Source organism: Flavobacterium sp. 2755, from assembly GCF_031455715.1.
Taxonomy (GTDB): Bacteria; Bacteroidota; Bacteroidia; order Flavobacteriales; family Flavobacteriaceae; genus Flavobacterium.
Map to the genome: position 1 here is coordinate 22,026 of NZ_JAVDTG010000010.1, position 18,494 is coordinate 40,519.

Annotated in this window: 8 protein-coding genes; all 8 read right to left on the reverse strand. The window is 35.4% G+C overall.

Annotated elements, in window-relative coordinates:
* Positions 1–66: 66 nt before the first annotated feature.
* Positions 67–4,017, reverse strand: coding sequence for a DUF4157 domain-containing protein (locus J2Y38_RS20065; RefSeq protein WP_309846083.1), 3,951 nt, complete (start codon positions 4,015–4,017; stop codon positions 67–69).
* The gene (locus tag J2Y38_RS20070; RefSeq protein WP_309846084.1) at positions 4,014–4,826 is read right to left on the reverse strand and encodes a hypothetical protein; all 813 of its coding nucleotides are present in this window, start codon (positions 4,824–4,826) and stop codon (positions 4,014–4,016) included. Before J2Y38_RS20070 ends, J2Y38_RS20065 begins: the two co-directional genes overlap by 4 nt.
* Entirely contained in the window at positions 4,826–6,589 is a 1,764-nt protein-coding gene (locus tag J2Y38_RS20075) for a DUF4157 domain-containing protein (RefSeq protein ID WP_309846086.1), read from the reverse strand. The genes J2Y38_RS20070 and J2Y38_RS20075 overlap by 1 nt, the downstream gene beginning before the upstream one ends.
* Positions 6,590–6,615: 26 nt before the next feature.
* Positions 6,616–8,064 carry a DUF4157 domain-containing protein gene (locus J2Y38_RS20080; protein WP_309846088.1) on the reverse strand — a complete coding sequence of 483 codons (1,449 nt, stop codon included), beginning with the start codon at positions 8,062–8,064 and terminating at the stop codon, positions 6,616–6,618.
* Positions 8,065–8,076: 12 nt separating this feature from the next.
* A complete protein-coding gene (locus tag J2Y38_RS20085; RefSeq protein WP_309846090.1) occupies positions 8,077–9,561 on the reverse strand; it encodes a contractile injection system tape measure protein in 1,485 nt (494 codons plus the stop codon).
* Between the two features lie 142 nt (positions 9,562–9,703).
* Positions 9,704–12,571, reverse strand: a complete 2,868-nt coding sequence (locus J2Y38_RS20090; protein ID WP_309846094.1) for a hypothetical protein — start codon at positions 12,569–12,571, stop codon at positions 9,704–9,706.
* Positions 12,572–12,583: 12 nt separating this feature from the next.
* Entirely contained in the window at positions 12,584–15,361 is a 2,778-nt protein-coding gene (locus tag J2Y38_RS20095; RefSeq protein ID WP_309846095.1) for a hypothetical protein, read from the reverse strand.
* Positions 15,316–18,489 (reverse strand): baseplate J/gp47 family protein, encoded by a 3,174-nt coding sequence (locus J2Y38_RS20100; RefSeq protein WP_309846097.1) that lies wholly within the window; start codon positions 18,487–18,489, stop codon positions 15,316–15,318. The genes J2Y38_RS20095 and J2Y38_RS20100 overlap by 46 nt, the downstream gene beginning before the upstream one ends.
* Positions 18,490–18,494 lie beyond the last annotated feature (5 nt).

The following is an 18,494-nucleotide window of genomic DNA, read 5'->3' on the forward strand; positions in this document are numbered from 1 at the left end:
TAATAATGATTCGATTGATTATTTTACTTTTTTTGTTTTTGCAGGTTTTCTTAACAATTATTCAAATTATCTTCGTCTGTTCCCGCCTCTGTTTCCACGTCTATTTCCGCCTCTGCCTCCACCATCTTCTTCTTCCTCTTGATCCCGTTTTTGCTCTCTTCTTTCTCTTTCTTCGGCATCTCGTGTTCTGTTTTCTTCTCTCTGAGATCTTGGATCAGCACCTCTTCTTGTGTGAGTTTGAGCGTCTAGCACTGCGACTTCACCTTTATATTCATAATGAAATTCATGTCCGGGTACAGCACAAGGTATCCTCGCAACTCTAATTCTTGTAATTCTATCTGCTCCTGCCATAACATTGTGATAGGATGTAGGTACATCATATTCTATATTCCAGCCTCCATCTTGTACTACTCTAGTTGCAGTTGGATTGTCATTTTTTACTTTTATATATAAATCGTCCAAAGTAGTATATAAGTTAGTTTCCATGGTACATCCTTCAGTACCAGCATCAGCTTTTGGAAGATTGCTAGGTTCTTCGGTTCTTTGAATAATATTGTAATTCCATTTGGTTCCACCATCAACTACTTGAATTGAATTTACTAACGTATTGTTTCTGGCTGCTACATTTTGAGCTACTGTCTGCGCATCTTCTCTTCTTATTCCTCCGTTTGTTAAATGAGTTTGCTCTTCCTGATGAAGGTTTTGTCTAACAGCAGTTAGACCATCTGCACCACTATTTCCCATTACTCTGTCCAACAATGCCATTCCTCTGTCGACAGCCTGATTTACTAACCAAGTTAAGGCCTCATCAACCATTTGTTGTACAGAAATAATCATTTCGCCAATTCTTGCCCCAATACCAGTTAAACCAACCTGATTTGCTAAGAAACCTATCACAACCGGCATGGCTTGTCCCATAGTTCTTTCGAGATAATCTGCAGCTGTTGCTACGTTGCCTCTGGCTAAATCTGCAACCCCATTTACAAAAGAGTTGACAACTTCGAGCATTTCACGCAGGTATTTTATAAAACTCTGTATCGCATTAAAGAAAGCCATAGCTCCGTTTATCACCGCCATGATTCCCGTTGGGTCTAACATGCTCAAAAGTCTGGCTGTAATTCTATTTACAATACGTTCCATGACAAAGTTTTTCACGGCATCAAGAACGGTATTCCATAAATTACTGAGCTGCTCTTGTATTTTGTCCCAAATGGCAGCCATGCCTCGTTCCTGAACATCTTTAATGAATGTCCAAATACCTTCGAGCGTATTAATCATACTGCGGATTCTGGCAACTCTTGCAGGGCCAATACGTGGATGAGCAGCTAGTTTTTCCCAAATTTTTTCCATTGAGATATTCAGTACTTCTAATACCCAGGCAATAACGCCGCGCAAAGAGAAATCAGTAAGTACTGGAATATTAGCATCTCTTAACTCACTCATAAGCCAGCCTGTTACACCATTTATTAAATGGGTTACAATATTGTCAAAGAACTGTATAAATCCTTGTTTGAGTGCTCGCAGTATATTTTTCAAGAAACCAATTGGGTCTTTTTTGATATCATCAATAGCTTCTAATGCTCTTGTAATGATATTTCCGATGAGGTCAAATGGGAAATTCATGATTTCGAGAATAGCTACAATAACGATTCGGACAATTTCTGCCACAAAAGCGATTAATCGTCCTATAGGTTCTCCAAATTTTTCGATAATTCTCATGAAAGCATCTATCGGATGAATGAGGTCATCGATACTCATAGAATCCCAAATATCAGTAAAGAGCTGTATTATCGACTGTGGCGTCATGTTGAGAGTTGCAACTGCAGCTTCAATTTGGCCTACAATTCTGGCTATTGCGCCAGATTCAACCATTTGTGCATATTGTTCTTCTCCGCCATCCATAAGGCTCATAAATCCTCGTATTAAATTTGGAACTGTGCGAGGTACAGCTTCTTGTGTAAAAGGATCTTTTCCAATAATCACTTTAACAAGCGAATAACCTCTAACAGTAGCAGCCTGCTCAGAAAGCCATGCTAATAAGGAATCCTTAACAAGTTCTAATACTTTGAGTGCCACGCCAGAGGCAAAATCCCAAACTCTTTGCAGAAATCCTCCTACCTGATCTGCAAGTGCAGAAAGATTATCAGCAATATTGACCAAATTTGCGGGTTGAATAGCATCCCAAGCAGCCGTTATAAGTCCGCGAAGTTCGCCAAGTAAAGAAGTGAAAGTTCCAACCTGAGTGTCAAGCCAGTCGGCAGTTTTTTGCAGCGTGCCTTTTTCACGCATTTGCTCAAGTTCTGTTTGCTTATCTATCAGTATTAAGAAATCTTCTAATATTTCGACCGTTGTGGCGTTGACTGCCTCATCGCGTAACGGGTTGTATTTAATTATTTTTTTGATTAATGACCAAGCTTTATTTTCTGCCAGTATAGGTTCTGCTACACCAATTAAAGCTTCTTTTATCCAGGTAATAACCTGATCTACAGTTGCACTTACAAAAGAAGTTATTCTGTCAATTACTTCATTAAATTTTTCAGTAACTAAATCAATTATACCTGTATAAGGAAATGATAATTCGTGCCAAACATCTTCAACCAAATCTAAAATACTGTCGATCGTTAATCCCAGTTCGCCTAATTTTCCTTCTACCCAATCAAAAACCTGCTGCAATATTCCATATTCCTGAAGTTTGTCGAATATGGCTGTGCCAAAAGGAACAAGTCCCATTAAGCCTTCAACCAGATTAATTGGAGTTCGTTCTACATCAATTTGTCGCAACGGATCGTAACCAATAATAACGGTGAAAAGTGTGTAACCCGGAATGTGTCGCGCGCCATCAATGATCCAATTTGGAACTAAATCCAGGAACGAACCCTGAATCATTTCGGGAGCTGGGGATATAGGTTCTGCTTTTTTTCTAATGGCCGCTCCTTGCTGAACAGTATGTGTTAATTCGTGGGCAAGTAAATGTTTACCATCCTGCGAATTTGGATTGTATTTTCCTTCGTTAAAATAAATATTATTTCCTGTTGCAAAAGCCTGTGCTCCCAGCTGCTGGTTCATTTGAACTGCAGTAGAATCATTGTGAATACGGACATTGCTGAAATCAGCCCCAATGCCAGATTCCATTTCAGTTTTTACTTTTCCGGATAATGGTGCACCGCCGCCTTTACTGCTGTTTAAAGTACTTTCTAGATTTGAAGTGTCAGAAGGGTTTGCATCTGCAGCAGCGCTCATCTGCAATTCTTTTTCGTCTTCTTTAGCCTGAATTTCCTCTTCTTCCTTGGCCTGAATTTCTTCTTCTTTTTTCTTTTGTATTAATGGTTTTGGAGCAAGATGTGTTTCTTTATTTTTTGGAGTTTCGGTTTTTACAGATTCAGTTTTATTTTTTGGAGTTTCGGCTTTTTCAACTGCATTTTTTTTCTGAATATCTTCTTCTTTTTTGGGTTGAACCAAAGATTTAGAAGTAGTTGTTTTTTCTTTCAGTTTAGGAGATTCTATTTTGTTTTGTACGGAATCTTCTTTCTCTAATTTTAACTGAATAACAGGAACTTTTTTCTCTGTTGCGGCTTCTTTTTGAACCTCTTTTTGAGAATTGTCTTTTTTCTGTACTTCGTTAGCGCGTTTGTTTTGAATAACTGGCGAAGGAGTGAAAAAAGATCCTGCAGCAGTTCCGGCCTGTTTGTTATGAACTACTTTTAATTTTGGCTGAACAACTGGTGAAATTCCCTCTGGAACTGTTTTTTTCTGGATACCATTATTTTTATTTTCCGGATGATTTTCACCGCCAAGTTTATTTTGAATAGTAGTTGAAGTGGCAAAGAAAGGCTCTGGAGCAGTTTTTTTGTTTGCTACAACGGTATCTGCTACCCTGTCTGCTTCGGCTTCATATTTATCATTTGATTTTCCAATGTTGAGTTTTGCCTGAACACCAAAAAAAGAATCCCTCTCATTTCCTTTGTTATGAGGATTGAGGTTGCTTTTTCCGGCTGTACTTTTGGCAAAAACACTCATTTTATTGATTTTTCTTGTATGGTAATTAAAGCTGTTTTATGAATTAAATTTTGTAGTTTCAGTAAATGCTCTTTATTATTTAGGTTTAAAAATGTGTCTGATAAGACGTATAGCGTATATTCATTATTAATAACTTCGGTATAATGCCAATCATTAATTGTGCTGTTTAGATTTAAATTTTCTATTTGCTTTTTACTTAAAAAATTTATCCACCAAAAACCGTTTGGAACTTCACTAATATTGATTTCATTTGTTGAAAAATGAGAAGGAATATTAAAACGATTAGTAAAATCTAAATCTGGTTTAGGAAGGAAATCTATATAATCAAAAGGTAATTGTGACAAAATTTTGTCATAGCTTCTTTGTGCAAAATATACCTGAAGTATTTCTTCATCTTCAGTATAAGCATAGATTCCTTTAAAGCTTATAAACAGACTTTTTAGTAAATTTAAAAGGGATTTTAAATCTGGTATTTTGGGAAAACCGGGAATTAATGCATTAAAAGAAAACCATAAACAATCATAGATTTCGTCTCCGCATATTTCTTCAGTAAGAAATAGGTTAAATTCTTTGGTTTCATTGCTAAATACAGTTATATCTTCTTGTTTTTTAGTTAGATAAGTGTGAATTTCTTTTGAGGTAATTCCATTTTGGATGTATTGATCTCCAAGATATTTCACAATTTTTTTCTCATAATTATGTTTTTCCAGCTCGTTTATAACGGCTAGAATTTTTTTTGATAATTCTAAAACAGATTCTTTTCTGCTTAGAATTTTGAATCGTATATATGTAAAATCTTCTTTTCTCATTATTCTGGAATGCTTAAAACAGGAGGATAACCTCCCCAGCGTGTATTAAGTAAGAAAGCAACATGGCGATCCGGAATAGACCAAACGTGAAAAAAAGCACATCTTTGTGCAACAAAAACACCAAAATTTTTCTGAGCATCAAATCTTGCCAATGTGAGATCTCGCAGACTAATCATTGCGGGATTAAAGAACCAGCCAAAACCAACTTTAACTTCCCAAACAATTGTATGATTTGTTTGCCCGTCATAGTTAATAGCCGAAAATGGAGGCCCTGGCCATACATTAAAATCAAATGATCTGCCCGAAACTTTTGTTGCATAAGCATCATGTCTGGCATGTCCTCCCAATCTTGTAATCTCTCTGCTTTTGCACCCTGTTCTATCGTCATCTTCTTCTGGCTGTGGTGCCGGATCCGGTAATGGAATAATATCTGTTCTTGGATCCGTTTCTTCGTCTCCGCTTGTTCTCGGCGTTAGTCTTCTGGCTCTGCCTAAATAGTCTAAATATTCTCTTTGATTAGGAGATAAACGATTGACCCAATCATACTCTCTTGGAGATGCGTATGGACCTCCTGTTATAGGATTTAATTCATCCATCCAGCGAGGTGCGGTAGAGGTTGGCCATAATAAAATTGTAAAAAAAGCAACTGGCGGTGCAGCTTCGGCAGAAAACATTGCTATTCGGGTAAGTACAGAAGTTGCCTCTGCGCCTGCAGCAACTGTCGCTCCTCCTTCTGCAAGTGCAGCTCCACCTTCAATCACTGATGCTGAACCCCATCTTGCGGCGGCAGTTTCTAATGCAGTTGTACCTGTAGCTGCAGCTCCACTTGTTCCTGTTCCGGTTGCGGCTGCGGCAGATGGAGCCGTTAATCCGGCAAGAAGTGCAGGTGCGGCACTTGCCATTGAAGCAGCTTCTTCTTGTGTTACAGGAATTTGAGGTATTGTAGGAACATCATAAGGTAAATAAGGCGCACTCAATAATCCGGCTGCTTCCCATTCAATAAGAGAACTTAACATTGTAGATATTCTGTGCTCAACTCTAGGTGGAGGAGCGGGTTCTGGAGGAACTTCTTGTCTTTGAAGTTTTGCTTTATTTCCTTGTTGAACAGTATGTGTTAGCTCATGCGCCAAAAGGTGTTTGCCTGATTGTGAGTTTGGATTGTATTTTCCTTCATTGAAATAAATATCATTTCCATTGGCAAAAGCCTGCGCTCCAATTTGCTGGCTCATTTGTACTGCATTGGAATCATTATGGATTCGAACATTGCTGAAATCAGCACCAAAACCTGATTCCATTTCTGTTTTAGTATCGTTAGAAAGTGCCTTGCCTCCGCCTTTTGAGCTGTTCAGCTGGCTTTCAAAATTAGAATTAACTGCTGTATCGGCCTCAGCTTCATCTCCTTCTTTTTTCTGAACATTTTCTTCTTCACAATTGCATTTTTGAATGGGCTGCAATTGTACTACAGGCGTAATTGATTCTGCCAGTGGTTTTTCCTGAATTTCATTTTCCTTGTTTTCTTTTTTATGAACTTCCGGAGCCTGATTTTTTTGTACAGTAGAAGAGGAGAAGAAAGGTTCTGCTGATTTTTTGGAAGAATTGGATACTATTTTATTGGCGACAGTATCGGCTTCAACTTCATATTTATCATTCGATTTTCCAACATTGAGTTTTGCCTGAACGCCAAAAAAATCCTCACCCTTTCTTGAATTAAAGGGAGAAGATTCTGAAGCATTTGGTTTTAATCTTTGGTTGAATGCGCTCATAATATTGTTAATTGTACTTCATTTTGTTATTGTCTGTGTTTTCTTCCCTTGCCAATAAAAGCCTCAGCACCACATGTCGATGGTGTTGAAATAGACATATTGAAAACATCTACTTTTTTTCCTGTGAAATTAAAAACGACACGTCCTCCCACGGGAAATGATGTTGGGCCTTGCACAACTGTTCCTGCAGAATCTGTAATTACCACGCTGTATGTTGTGCACACATTTTCTGTTTTCTTTTTGGTTGTTTTTAATGAAATGGTAAAAAGTTTACAGTCTTTAGTAGTCTCCAATGGCTCAATATGAACTGGTTCTGATGAAAAGTCAAATAAATTAGCGATGTCACACGTTTTTTTCTTTTCCTTTTTTGGAGGTTTTTTATTTTTTCCTTTGTCTTTTCCGACATAAATATCATCTAAGCGCCCAATGGTTTGTACACCCACAACACCATCATAAGTCAAATCATTATCGGATTGAAAATTGAGAACGGCGGCTTTAGTTTCACTGCCATAATCACCATCAGCACCAAATTTTGGCAGGCTATATCCTAAGTCCATCAAACCCGATTGTACTTTTTGTACTGGTTCACCCTTAGATCCTACGGCGAGATAATCTAAATTATCATGTGCTTGTTCTAACCTGTAATTACCTTGAAAACGAGCTGCTTCTAAATCTTCAGAAGCATTTGCATTAGGATCAATTGATTTTTGTACGGCTCCGGTTTGCTGTACGGTATGCGTTAATTCGTGTGCCAGTAAATGTTTTCCTTCCTTAGAACCGGGATTGTATTTTCCTTCGTTAAAATAAACATCATTGCCATTGGTAAAAGCCTGAGCTCCTAATTCCTGACTCATTTGAACTGCCTTAGCATCGGTATGGATTTTTACATTACTGAAATCAGAACCAAAACCAGATTCCATTTCCCTTTTCGTTTTTTTGTCTAATCCGGTCCCGCTTCCTTTTGAACTGTCGAGTTTTTCTTCTAAGGCATTGTTTTCAATTTCAGTTCCTGAATTTTGGCCTTTCTTTTGAACCGGTTTTTCTTCTTCTTTTTTATCTTTTTTCTGTACTTTATCTTCTTTTTCACATTCGGCGCACTTGGCCTGAATAGGTTTTTCTTCTTCTTTATCTGATTTTTTCTGCACCGGTTTCTCCTCTTCTTTTTCTTTCTTCTGAACAGGCTTTTCTTCTTCTTTTTTATCAGATTTTTTTTGAACAGGTTTTTCTTCTTCCTTCATGTCTTTAGCCTGAACTGTAGAGATGCTTTCTGAAATTGGTTTTTGCTGTATTTGCTCTTTTGACTGCAAAAGTCCGCCTCCTGACGAGGTATTATTAACCACTTTATCTGCTACACTATCAGCTTCTACTTCATATTTATCTCCAGCCGTTCCGGTTTTTAGTTTTTTCTGAATTTTGGGTCCAAAAAAACTAGTGTTTGCAGGACTGTCTTTTTTTCGTTGTTCAAATGCTCTCATAACAATATAATTTTACCATTGGGTGTAGATTAATTTTTGTATCCACGGAATTTTAACGATGCTGATATTCCACGGAATTTTTTCTAATAAAAGATCCTGTGTTTTTCGTTCAATAGTTAGTTTTGGATTCGATTCACTCCAATCCAGTTTTCCTTCTCTTTGAAGAAATTCACTTCTTAAAACAGCTGTAGATGTATTTTTTAAGGCAGACCAATGATAAACTGCTGAGTCTAACATTTCTTCTACTTGCTGTTTGTATTTGTCCTCAATTTTGACTTCTTTTTGTATGGATTGCTGCAGAGGTATTCCGCATAAAAACTTTTCAAAAAGCATCAAATGTTCGTAGTCATTTTCTCTTTTTGTAGCCGCATAATGCAAAATATGCGCAGCTAATTCTTTGTTTAAAAGAGCATTATTATCATCAATTAAATCACAGCTTTTTAGCATTTCTTTTAAAAAGGGATGCAAAATGATTAAACCTGCATTTTGTACATAACACGATTTAGAATTTGTACTATCTTCTTGATAATCATCTTCAATTGCAGATTCCTCTTTTAAATGAGTTTCTAATTCTGATTTAGTTTCTTCTTTTATTGTATCAGAATTGGGTTTTATATTTATAGTTGGTTTTTCTTTTTCAGAAACCAAATAATCTTTTTTGATTTTTATCAGCTCTTCAGTAGTAAAATCAAGTGGTACGAACGTTTTTATGTTTTCAATAAAATCTTCAAAAATGATTTTATCAGCTGAAAATTGAGATTGTTCTTTATAATAAAATTTGATGAGGCTGAGTGGTTTTTTTTCCACCCAAAAATCAAAAATCAACTGCCAGAACGCCGCTTTAAAAGCATGTGTTTTTTGATGCAGTAATTTTATTAAAATGTTTTTTGAGACTGCTTTTTGCTGTTTTTCTAAACCAAAAACTGCCGAACTCAATAATGCAATTTCCTGATTTGAAAACTGGTTTATGATTCGGTTTTGAACTTTTTTCTGCTCTATTAATCTCTTGAATGCAATCTTGAAAACATCATTTTTTAATTGTTCAGAAGTGATTTTTTTGAAAAATTCTACTTCATTTACATTAGAAACCCACCACGGCATACTGCCATTTTCTATAAAATAAAGGAAGGTTTTCAGGTCCTTGTCTTCGGGTGAAATTGTAAGAATTTCAGAGCTTCTTTTATCTTCGTTTTTTGATGTTTTTTGCAGTTCATTTAATGCTTTTTGAACCTCTTTTTCGATTTGGTTTTTTATATGATTATTAGAAAATGAAACATCGTTTTTACCTATAATGGATTCTAGATTAATTTCTAGTTTTTCTATTTGAATGATCTGATTATCAATATTTTTAATTGAATTAAATTGCTTTTCTAAAATAGGGATTACCTCATTTTGAAGGAACACAGCAAGGTTGTTTTTGATAGAATTAGCCATCGCCATTGAGGGGGTGTCTATCTCTAAAAAAACTTTTTGAATGCTATGTGAAATTTTATTCATTTTTATTTGTTTGTATAAAATTTTTTCCTACATTTGTATCTGACCGTGAAGGTTATACTGGGAAAAGATAGTTGTCGTAATTGATAGCAGCTCCCCATTAAAGCTTGAGATTTGCCAGTTTTGGCATTCGTCTCAAGCTTTTTTATTTGGTGTCACCCGGTTTCTTTGGTGTTCTCTTAGTAACAGGTGTTTTTTTGATAACAGGTTTAGTTACCTTTTTGGTAATAGGAGATTTGGTTATTTTTTGTTTGTTAACCAAAACCCTTTTTTTGATACTTCCATCTTTAGAAAAACGATTTTGTTCTATCTTAATAAAATTACCATTGGTAGGTTTATAAAAATAGAATTCTGCTTTTTTAGCATATTTGGTAAATAGTTCTTCAAAATCAGAAAGTTTTACATTTCTGGTTGTATCAATGTGAATCATGTATTTGCTCACTTTTGATTCGTTATGAATTTTTGTTCTTAAATTCATAAACAATACCAGCTCATCGTTTGTGTCTGTGTAATTTTCCAGATAATACGACTGCATAGTAGTATTTACATAGTTACCACTGGTCCAGTCGCCGCCAATATAAATTTCATTATAATTATCGTCTATTCTAACAATTTCCTGAGCAATGTTTAATAGTTCTTCGGCAACAGTTGTGTCCTCATTTTGCTGATTATTATAAATTACCGGAATAGTGTAATAGTCGTCGAAAATTTTCGGAAATCTTATAAACGATTTGGTTTCTTCATGGAATCGTAGCTGGCTTCTTAAATATTCGAATTTATCCCAATCGTCATTAAAGCGTCCAAAATCATCATCGTCCTTGTTGATAGGATCGTAATAAGCATGGATTTTTTTATAAATTTCTGCTTTATGCGAATTCATGATGGCGCAGGTTATTTTATTTGAAGAATAAACTTTACCGTTTTTGGTCACTCCGTTTTGTGTAAATGTATACGTTGGAGCATTTCTTGAAAGTGTAATATCTTGAACTTCAAATTCAAAAGTGTCTTTTTCAAGACGCATGATTCTAAGTTTTTTCTCTTCTTCAATAAAATCAAATAAAAGACCGGTAGGGAATCGATTATTGAGTGTTTCCATTACCACGTGCAAACGACGGGCAAGAAGCTGATCTAACGGAATATCTATTAAAACTCTGTCTGTAATTAAATTAACGCCATTTATGGTATATTTTTTTACACTTAGTTTGTAATGAGTTGGCAAATCAACTTTGTCGCTTCTGCTTCCTCTTAAACTTCGTGATAAATTATTGATATAGCGCAGCGAGCTGATCCATGGGTATAAACAGCCCATAATGGTGCAGCAGCCCAATCCGCTGTCTGGATTTATTTTTCCATCAATAGCAAAATCGGTTATCAAAGTAGTTCCTGATTTTAGCAGTAATAAAGTACCTCCTTTTTTAACCCCGGCTTTATGTTCGAAAGAATAATTAGTGTTGAATAAGATTTTTAAATCGGCTGCATTTTCAACAACATCCATAATATAAAAATCGAAATCCAGCCCAAATTCTATTCTTTTTGCGATTAAAAAAGCTTTTACGTCATCAACGCTGTCGTTTAGATAGCCTTCAATTCGGTAAAAATCATGGTCGTCTATGCAAAAACTCAACGGAGTTTTGATGTAATCGCTGTTGAGCAAATTTGTGGTATGATAACTAAAATTGGCTTGATGATTATAAAGAGTGCTTTTTTCAAAATCCCAGGCATGCAGTAAATTATCATCAACATTATAGTAATACGGAACTGATTTTGTACCTAGTTTACCTATTGTTTTTGATGGTGTAATTTTAACGCTGTTTGCATTTACCAGATAATTATCTAAAATGCCTTTAAGCCTTCTAACTAAAGAGTCAAAATTGCTAAATGTTTTATTGTGGTCTAAAGCAGACGCTTTATAAAATTGGTGTCTGTAATTTTTGTATCGATTATTTTCTTCTACAAGTCCTAATAATAAATGTTTTGGAAATGAACCTATCGGCGGATTACATTCTGATTTTAGCTGTAAAAAAAGATCTTTCAGTTCTTTGTAAGTTGCCACAATATCTTTTAATAAATCGTAGCGATAATGAATATCTGCCGGAATATTGTTTGGGTCAATGGTAAACAGTGCATTGAAGCGGGTGTTAATCGCAGCAAGCTGAGTTACATAACCAAAGGGGATAAGCACAGTAGCTAAATTGGCAAGTAATTCTGATTTAAACGAAACATCATTGACAACAGTATTAAAAAGCTGTTTGATTTTAGCAGCAGTTGAGGTATTGTTGAATGTTGGGATTACTTTTTTTACGCCCAATTCGTCAAGCATACTGTATTTATCAAAAACATCATATTTACTGTAAAGTGGATCTCTTTGCGGCGTGCTGGTTTTGCTAATAATAATATTAGCAGTTGCCTGGCTTACTACAAGTACACGTAAGTTAAAAACTTCTTCGCCGCCTTTGTTAGAACAATCGGTTTCATCACATAAAGTGGCCTCTTTAGTATAATTTTCAAGGTATAGAAGAACAACATGATTTTTTAAATCAGGAAAACTAGTCAGCAGAGATTCACCGGTTTCTAAAGCGCCTGTTTTTTCAGGAAGTAATTCCCACATAGGTAACATTGCAGTACCGCTTTTAAAATGCGGATAATTACCTTTATCTATATCAAAAACTTTATAGCTTTTATAATCAATTTTTGGGATATCAATCGAAATCAATTTTTGTTTAAGGGCTGTTGCCAATGCTATATCAGCAGGAGTAGAAGGTTTTACGAATAATTTTATCAAATCACCATCAGTAGTAATTCCGTTTCCCTGAGTTATAGTTACGGTCGAGTAGCCGGGATTTGTTGAAACCTGAAAGCCGCAAACAATTCCTGTACCGGTAAGAAAGACTCTGCTTAATCGATTTTGGTCATCAAAATAATCAATAGTTTCGTTAAGCTGATAGTGTGTCAACACCTGATCTGCTACATAACTATGATATTGTCCTGTAATGGTGGTAAGTTTTGCTGCCATGACCTTGTATTTTTATATTGTTCCTAAATTTGTTCTTCCTAATACTATTTTTCCTGAAATATCTTCTTCTTCATCTATACAATTGTATAAGGTGCCGGTAGGATAAACAGAGTTTAATTTTGATAATGACTTGATGAATTTTGGTAAAGCATCTTGTTTATTTTGCGTTTTATCCGTCAGGAATTTTTTGAAATCTGCTTCAAAATCGAGTAAGTCATTGTCTTTTGGGGTAATCTGATCCTTTCGATAACCAATCCAGCAGATTTTACCCAAAATGTGCGATGGGATTTCCTGCCGAATAACGTCTTCGGCAAAATTTCTAAAATCAACATCCGCAAAACGATAGGTATATCCCGGTAAAACCACACTGATTTTAAACGAATACGGATTGGGAATACAGCAACCATCTGAGCAGTCGTCTGCACATATAGGCATATAATACGTTGCATCAATTACTTCGTTAGGGTTGGGAACCAGCAGAATATGTTCTACCAGAAAAACACCTTCGTCGCTGAATTCTTCTTTAAAGAAAATAAGCAAATCGAGCATTGCTGTTTTTACTTCTTCTAATGTGAGATAGAGTTCATATTGACGTGCGATGATTCTGTCCGGATTGCTGATGTCATCTACAAATTCGGGGTTAACGATGTGAAAAGAATATTTATGCGTATCTGATTCAATTACTTCAAAAGTGTTGATAACGGTATCTTTAAAAGCAATTCCGTTGGCTCTGTCTTCAAAAAGCTCTTCAAATGCCTGTTCAATTTGTTTTTCGCTGGTTTCGTAAATTTTGAGGATTGCGAAATACATTTCTTTAATCGCACTCAATTGATTTTCATAATCTTCGGTTGCGGTTAAAATGATTTCATTGGCACTGTTTCTTATTCTCCATCTAAAAAGATTGGGAGTTACGCCTGGACTCGGATCATAAAGCTGTACAAACAAACCAGAGATATCTTTTCTTTTAATTCCTCGTTTGCCCGTAACGGGATTTTTATCGCCTTTAATTCCTAATAAACCGGCAATTCGGTTTTCTAATCCGGTCACATTAAAAGTGTTCCATAAATTAGACACAGGCTGGTTGAAATAATTAAACCCGCTGCCACGTTTGCTGCTTATGGTATCGTAATTGATTAAAAAATCAGATTTATTTTGAAGTACGATTTCATCAGAAGAAGCGCCATACAATGATTTCATCAAGAAAGCATATTCTGCAAATCGTTCTGCAAATCGTGCAATAAGGTGGTCTTTTATTTGGTTTTGTCTTTTAATAGAATCGTCGAGATGACTAAATAATAATTCGTCCAGTTTTTCTTCATTTGCTGAAAGATAGGTATCATTTACAATTTCATCAAAACCTGTCATATCACCAATAGCCTGAGTAAAATAAGTGTTTTCCAAATCACCGTTGATGGAAAGTAATTCTTTAACGGTGCTTAGATGTTTGAAGTAACTCGCCAAAATTTGATCAAAAAACAGCAGATATCCTTTTAGTTGTTTGGCTTTGGCTTTTCGTTCTTCACTGGCAGATTCAGAAAGGCCAATTTCGCCAATACCATAATTTTCGGGAAAATTGTTGGTGATACTGGTATAGAAATCAGATTCTGTAATTTTGCCATGCGGTATTTGCAGTTCTTTGTTTTTGGCTGCATTTAGCTGTGAATAAGCAAGATCTTCTTTTAACTCTTCCAGATATTTTTTTGCTTTTACTTTGTTCACTGTCACAGGCAAAACGCCTTTGCTAAAGTTAAACGTGCTTTTTTGACAAAGGCTTGGTTTTTTATTGGCCGGAATGCAAATATTCCAAACGCTTCCTTCCGTTTCTATGGCTTCGCAATTGTTTAAAGAAATATCTTTGATTACGCTTACACCTTCAATGTTCATGATAATCTGCATAATATCAGAAAGGCGGACTTCGGTTCTTAACGACGAATTTTCTAATTCTGCAGTATCAATAAAACCTCTTTCTAAAAGAGGGCCTTCAAAAATTTGATCGCTTGAATAGCCTTTATCAAACATTTCTGCTAACGAATAATAGGTAACGCCCGGCGACAGGTATTTTTCGAGTTCAAAAGTGATTAAGGCATGAATATATTCTTCATTCGCTTCTGGTTCAAGTTCGATCAAGGCACAAACAGCAATAGGCTGAATTTGTACTTCGCTTACTTCTAAAACATCTTCGCAAAGGTTTCTGTTTGCGTGAAATTTTTCGATTATTTTAGTTTTTAGCAGGTTTTTCTCTGCTATAGTAATTTCTTCAAAATCAACTAATATGTTATAGTATCCTTTAATTTTAGTTTCTTTAATAAAAATATCGGGAGTACCTATGAAATCTTCTTTTTTAAGTGAAATTTTAGCCTCTTTGCAATTGATGAATAAATTTTTGGTCGTTTTTTGAAGCCAGCAGTTTTTGATGTTTGGATCAATATCAATTAAAATTTTTCGGTAATCAAGAGCCGTAACAGCCTGCATGGGTAAAATTTCAGAGGCTGTAAAAAATTGTTCGTTAATTGGCGCAGTATTATTGCTTAACAAATCTTCGATAGGCAGATTGATTCTCATACCTAAATCGGTAATGGCATAACAAAGCACTTCCAGAATTGTAATTCCGGGATCGTGTGTGTTATAGTCGGTCCAAAACTGGCTTCCTAACGATTCAATGTACTCGATTCCTTTTTTTCGAAGGAAGTCAAAACTCATGTCATCATTAGAACTGACGTTTTTTGGGATGCTGATATGTTGGTTTACAGTTGACATTCTTCTTGTGGTTCTATGGTTGTAACAGTACATTTTTTGACATCAGTGCTGATTATATGACTTTTTGCCGAAACTAAAATCGATTTTGGATTGGACGGAACGACAACTTTATCAGATAAAGCGCCATCTTTTAACAGCTTTACATCTTGCAGATAATCTACATAACCTAATTTTTCGATGTAATTAATGAGCACGCTAGAGTGAATAGAGACCCCAAATGTGATGGGAACATTTTTGTCGAGCGCCCAAGGCGATAAAAACTTAATAATATCAGCATTGAGTTCCTGCAAGTAGAAATTTTCATCAAAACCCGGTTTGAATTTTACTTTTAAATCGACCTGAACTTCTTCATAAAGTGGATTAATTACATAAGTAGTTACGTGCATCGAGTTTAATTGATCAATATGTTTTTTGACTTTATTAAGCGTTGCCGTACTTACCCGTGGCTGAAAAATGTCAAACACGTTTTTGTTTACCGTGTCTGGAATTACTACCAGCGTTACATTGCCTGGCGATTGATACGAGCAGTTGCAAGTATGATTTAAGCATTTTACTTTGTAAAATTCCGGAAACTTTTGCAGTACGATGTGCTCGTAATCCCACATGGTGACCGCTCTGTTTTTGTGTCGAAGCCGTTCGCTGATTCTTCTGTAATAATCTTCGTTAGCTTCTTCCGGTTTATAATCAAAACTGTTGTAAGGCTGTGCAACCGATTTTACGTTGCTTAGTCTTTGAAGCAGTTTTGAAATAGTTCCTGCTTTTAATCCGGTGTTTAGGTGTGCTAAATCATTAGCATTATTTTGAAAAGAGGCCAAAACCGCCTGTGAATGAATACCGATTATTTTGCACACCACATCATATTGTTTATGCATTTTGGCTTTCAACCAGATATAATTTTTAGGAAGTCTTGTATTGTTTTGTGTGGCTTCTTTTGGTAAGTTGAATTTCAGTATTCCCGATTGCAATAAGTTGTCGGTCTCATTTAGTAAAATATCAGAATAGTTAAGAATTCTCCATTCGTTATTGCCTAAAACAGACCATTCTATTTTTTGTTTTCCGGTAAAAGAGGCTGCCGTTGGATTTTCACTTCCTTCTAACACCTGAAACAGTAATGTAATTTGCTGTAATTCCTGCACATTTTCAAGGCCAATAAACAATTCTCCGCCTTTGCAGTAAGTAGGAAGCAAATATGATTTTTCGTTTTCTACATAATCTAAAAGGGATTTTAAATAACTGTGTTCTTCTGCATATCCAAAAGGGTGAATTTGGAATAATTTTGCTTTGTTTTGAGTATAAATTCCTTCTAATGTTTCTGCTCCTGTTGCTGAAAATTTAGTTGTTTCTGAAGCGGTATAATTAAGCACAAGACTTTCAACCAGCGGGGTGTAAGGTTCATTTGGAATTACAACATCTTTACTTTTAACAGAAAGTGCCAAAGCGTAAATTTTAGGATACAGATCATGCAGGAATGATGTCGTTAATGTTAGTCTTATTTGTCCGTTTTTATCAGTTATATAATTGGTATTACTTATGTTTAAGCTTGTTTTAAACGGATTTGATGTTGTAAATAAAACGGCTGCAGCACCGTAATCCTGCCAGATATTATTAGATAAAATGGATGATTTATATTGAAAATAATTATTAGAAGTTACAATTCCGCCAGTAGTTACAAAAGTAGTTCCATCAAAAACACTGGTTTTAAAGTCATTTACACTTATAGTATTTACAGATGAGGTTTTGTAAGCTTTGTAATGTTCTACGAAATTGACTGGAGTATTTTTCCAAAGTATATCAACGTTTACATTTTCCCATTTTTTAGAAAAAGCTTCGTTGTATTTGATAAGAAGATTAGAACCCGGAACAGGTTGTGGGGAAAATGGAAAAAATGGTTTTGCGGCGTTGATACTGCCGTTATCGTTTTCTAAAACTGCACTCTTAATATTTTGTACATCAATATTAATGACAATGTTTTCTAATTTATTTTGTGCCAATGATTTATATAAATCATATCCGTTGGTTTTTGTAATATCCAGATTGAATTTTGCAACAGGTAAATGAGTCGCAAATTCCTCACCATAAACTTTAGGATCATAACCTGTAATAGCGTCTGTATTTTCATCTAATAGAAAAGCAATTTTCATTGTTTTTCCGCTGACAGAAGTCGTATATACAGCATCCGATTTTATGGTTAATGAGGATGAAATTTCGGTAACTTCCAGCCATTTTTTAGCTGTAGTTAACTGAATGCTTAAACATTCTTTAATAATAGCAGTAGTTATAGCAGTGATGTTATTTTGAAAAGTAAAACTAAACTGAATGCTACGTTTTCCTTCGGCTAAAATCAGAATAGGAGAGGCAACTGCAAAACCAAAAGCGACATTAGGTAATTCTGGTAAAAGGCCTGTTTTGTCAATATAACCAAAAGGCCACCATTGGATGTTGTTTTTATCCGGAAATGCTTTGCCTAAACCATCGTAAGAATTAGCAATTGGACTTGCTTTTATTTTTTTTGTATCGACGTCGTTATAGATGTTTTTTAATGAAGAAACTACTGTTTTATTAGCAATTAATTCATTGCTTGAATAGTAGTTTCTAGGTTTGCCCAGAGCATCTTTACCGCCGTCAAAACAGGTTTTGGTTTCAATTTTTTCCTGACTGGCATTTTTGGCCAATTCAAAAATCAGGTATACTTTATCTGGCGTGGCGGGCAGTTTATCAATATGCAGAATCTGGTTGTAATAAAAATCCAGATGACGTTTCGTAAGGTTGTTGTATCTTTTTTTGCTGTTTTCTAAAAGCATTAAAAAAGTAAGGAACAGAGTTAAATGCGGCGTAATGGCATACTCTTTTTTATTTTCTGAAATTAAATCAGCCAGTTCTTTTTTAACACGGTCTAGCTTTAATTGATTTTCTATAGATGGTTTGTCGCCATTCCATTTAAAAAAATCAAAAAAAGGTTTCCAGTCGCCCGATGGTTTTTGGGGGTTAGAGGTTTCAAAATAATTTACGTATTCAGAAAAATTATGGGCAAATAAAACCCAATCAGTCAGTTCAAAATCATTAAGACGAATGTTTTCGGGTTGTAACGCGTTGAGATAGCGTTGCTTTTGGTCGCTGCCATTAGAAGTCAAAACACTCAATATTGTATTACAATTACTCATCTTTT

What these genes read in the sequence shown, in the direction of transcription:
- J2Y38_RS20095 (WP_309846095.1), bottom strand. Translation starts at nt 15,361, where the DNA reads ATGTACTGTTACAACCATAGAACCACAAGAAGAATGTCAACTGTAAAC.
- J2Y38_RS20085 (WP_309846090.1), bottom strand. Translation starts at nt 9,561, where the DNA reads ATGAATAAAATTTCACATAGCATTCAAAAAGTTTTTTTAGAGATAGAC.
- J2Y38_RS20065 (WP_309846083.1), bottom strand. Translation starts at nt 4,017, where the DNA reads ATGAGTGTTTTTGCCAAAAGTACAGCCGGAAAAAGCAACCTCAATCCT.
- J2Y38_RS20070 (WP_309846084.1), bottom strand. Translation starts at nt 4,826, where the DNA reads ATGAGAAAAGAAGATTTTACATATATACGATTCAAAATTCTAAGCAGA.
- J2Y38_RS20090 (WP_309846094.1), bottom strand. Translation starts at nt 12,571, where the DNA reads ATGGCAGCAAAACTTACCACCATTACAGGACAATATCATAGTTATGTA.
- J2Y38_RS20100 (WP_309846097.1), bottom strand. Translation starts at nt 18,489, where the DNA reads ATGAGTAATTGTAATACAATATTGAGTGTTTTGACTTCTAATGGCAGC.
- J2Y38_RS20080 (WP_309846088.1), bottom strand. Translation starts at nt 8,064, where the DNA reads ATGAGAGCATTTGAACAACGAAAAAAAGACAGTCCTGCAAACACTAGT.
- J2Y38_RS20075 (WP_309846086.1), bottom strand. Translation starts at nt 6,589, where the DNA reads ATGAGCGCATTCAACCAAAGATTAAAACCAAATGCTTCAGAATCTTCT.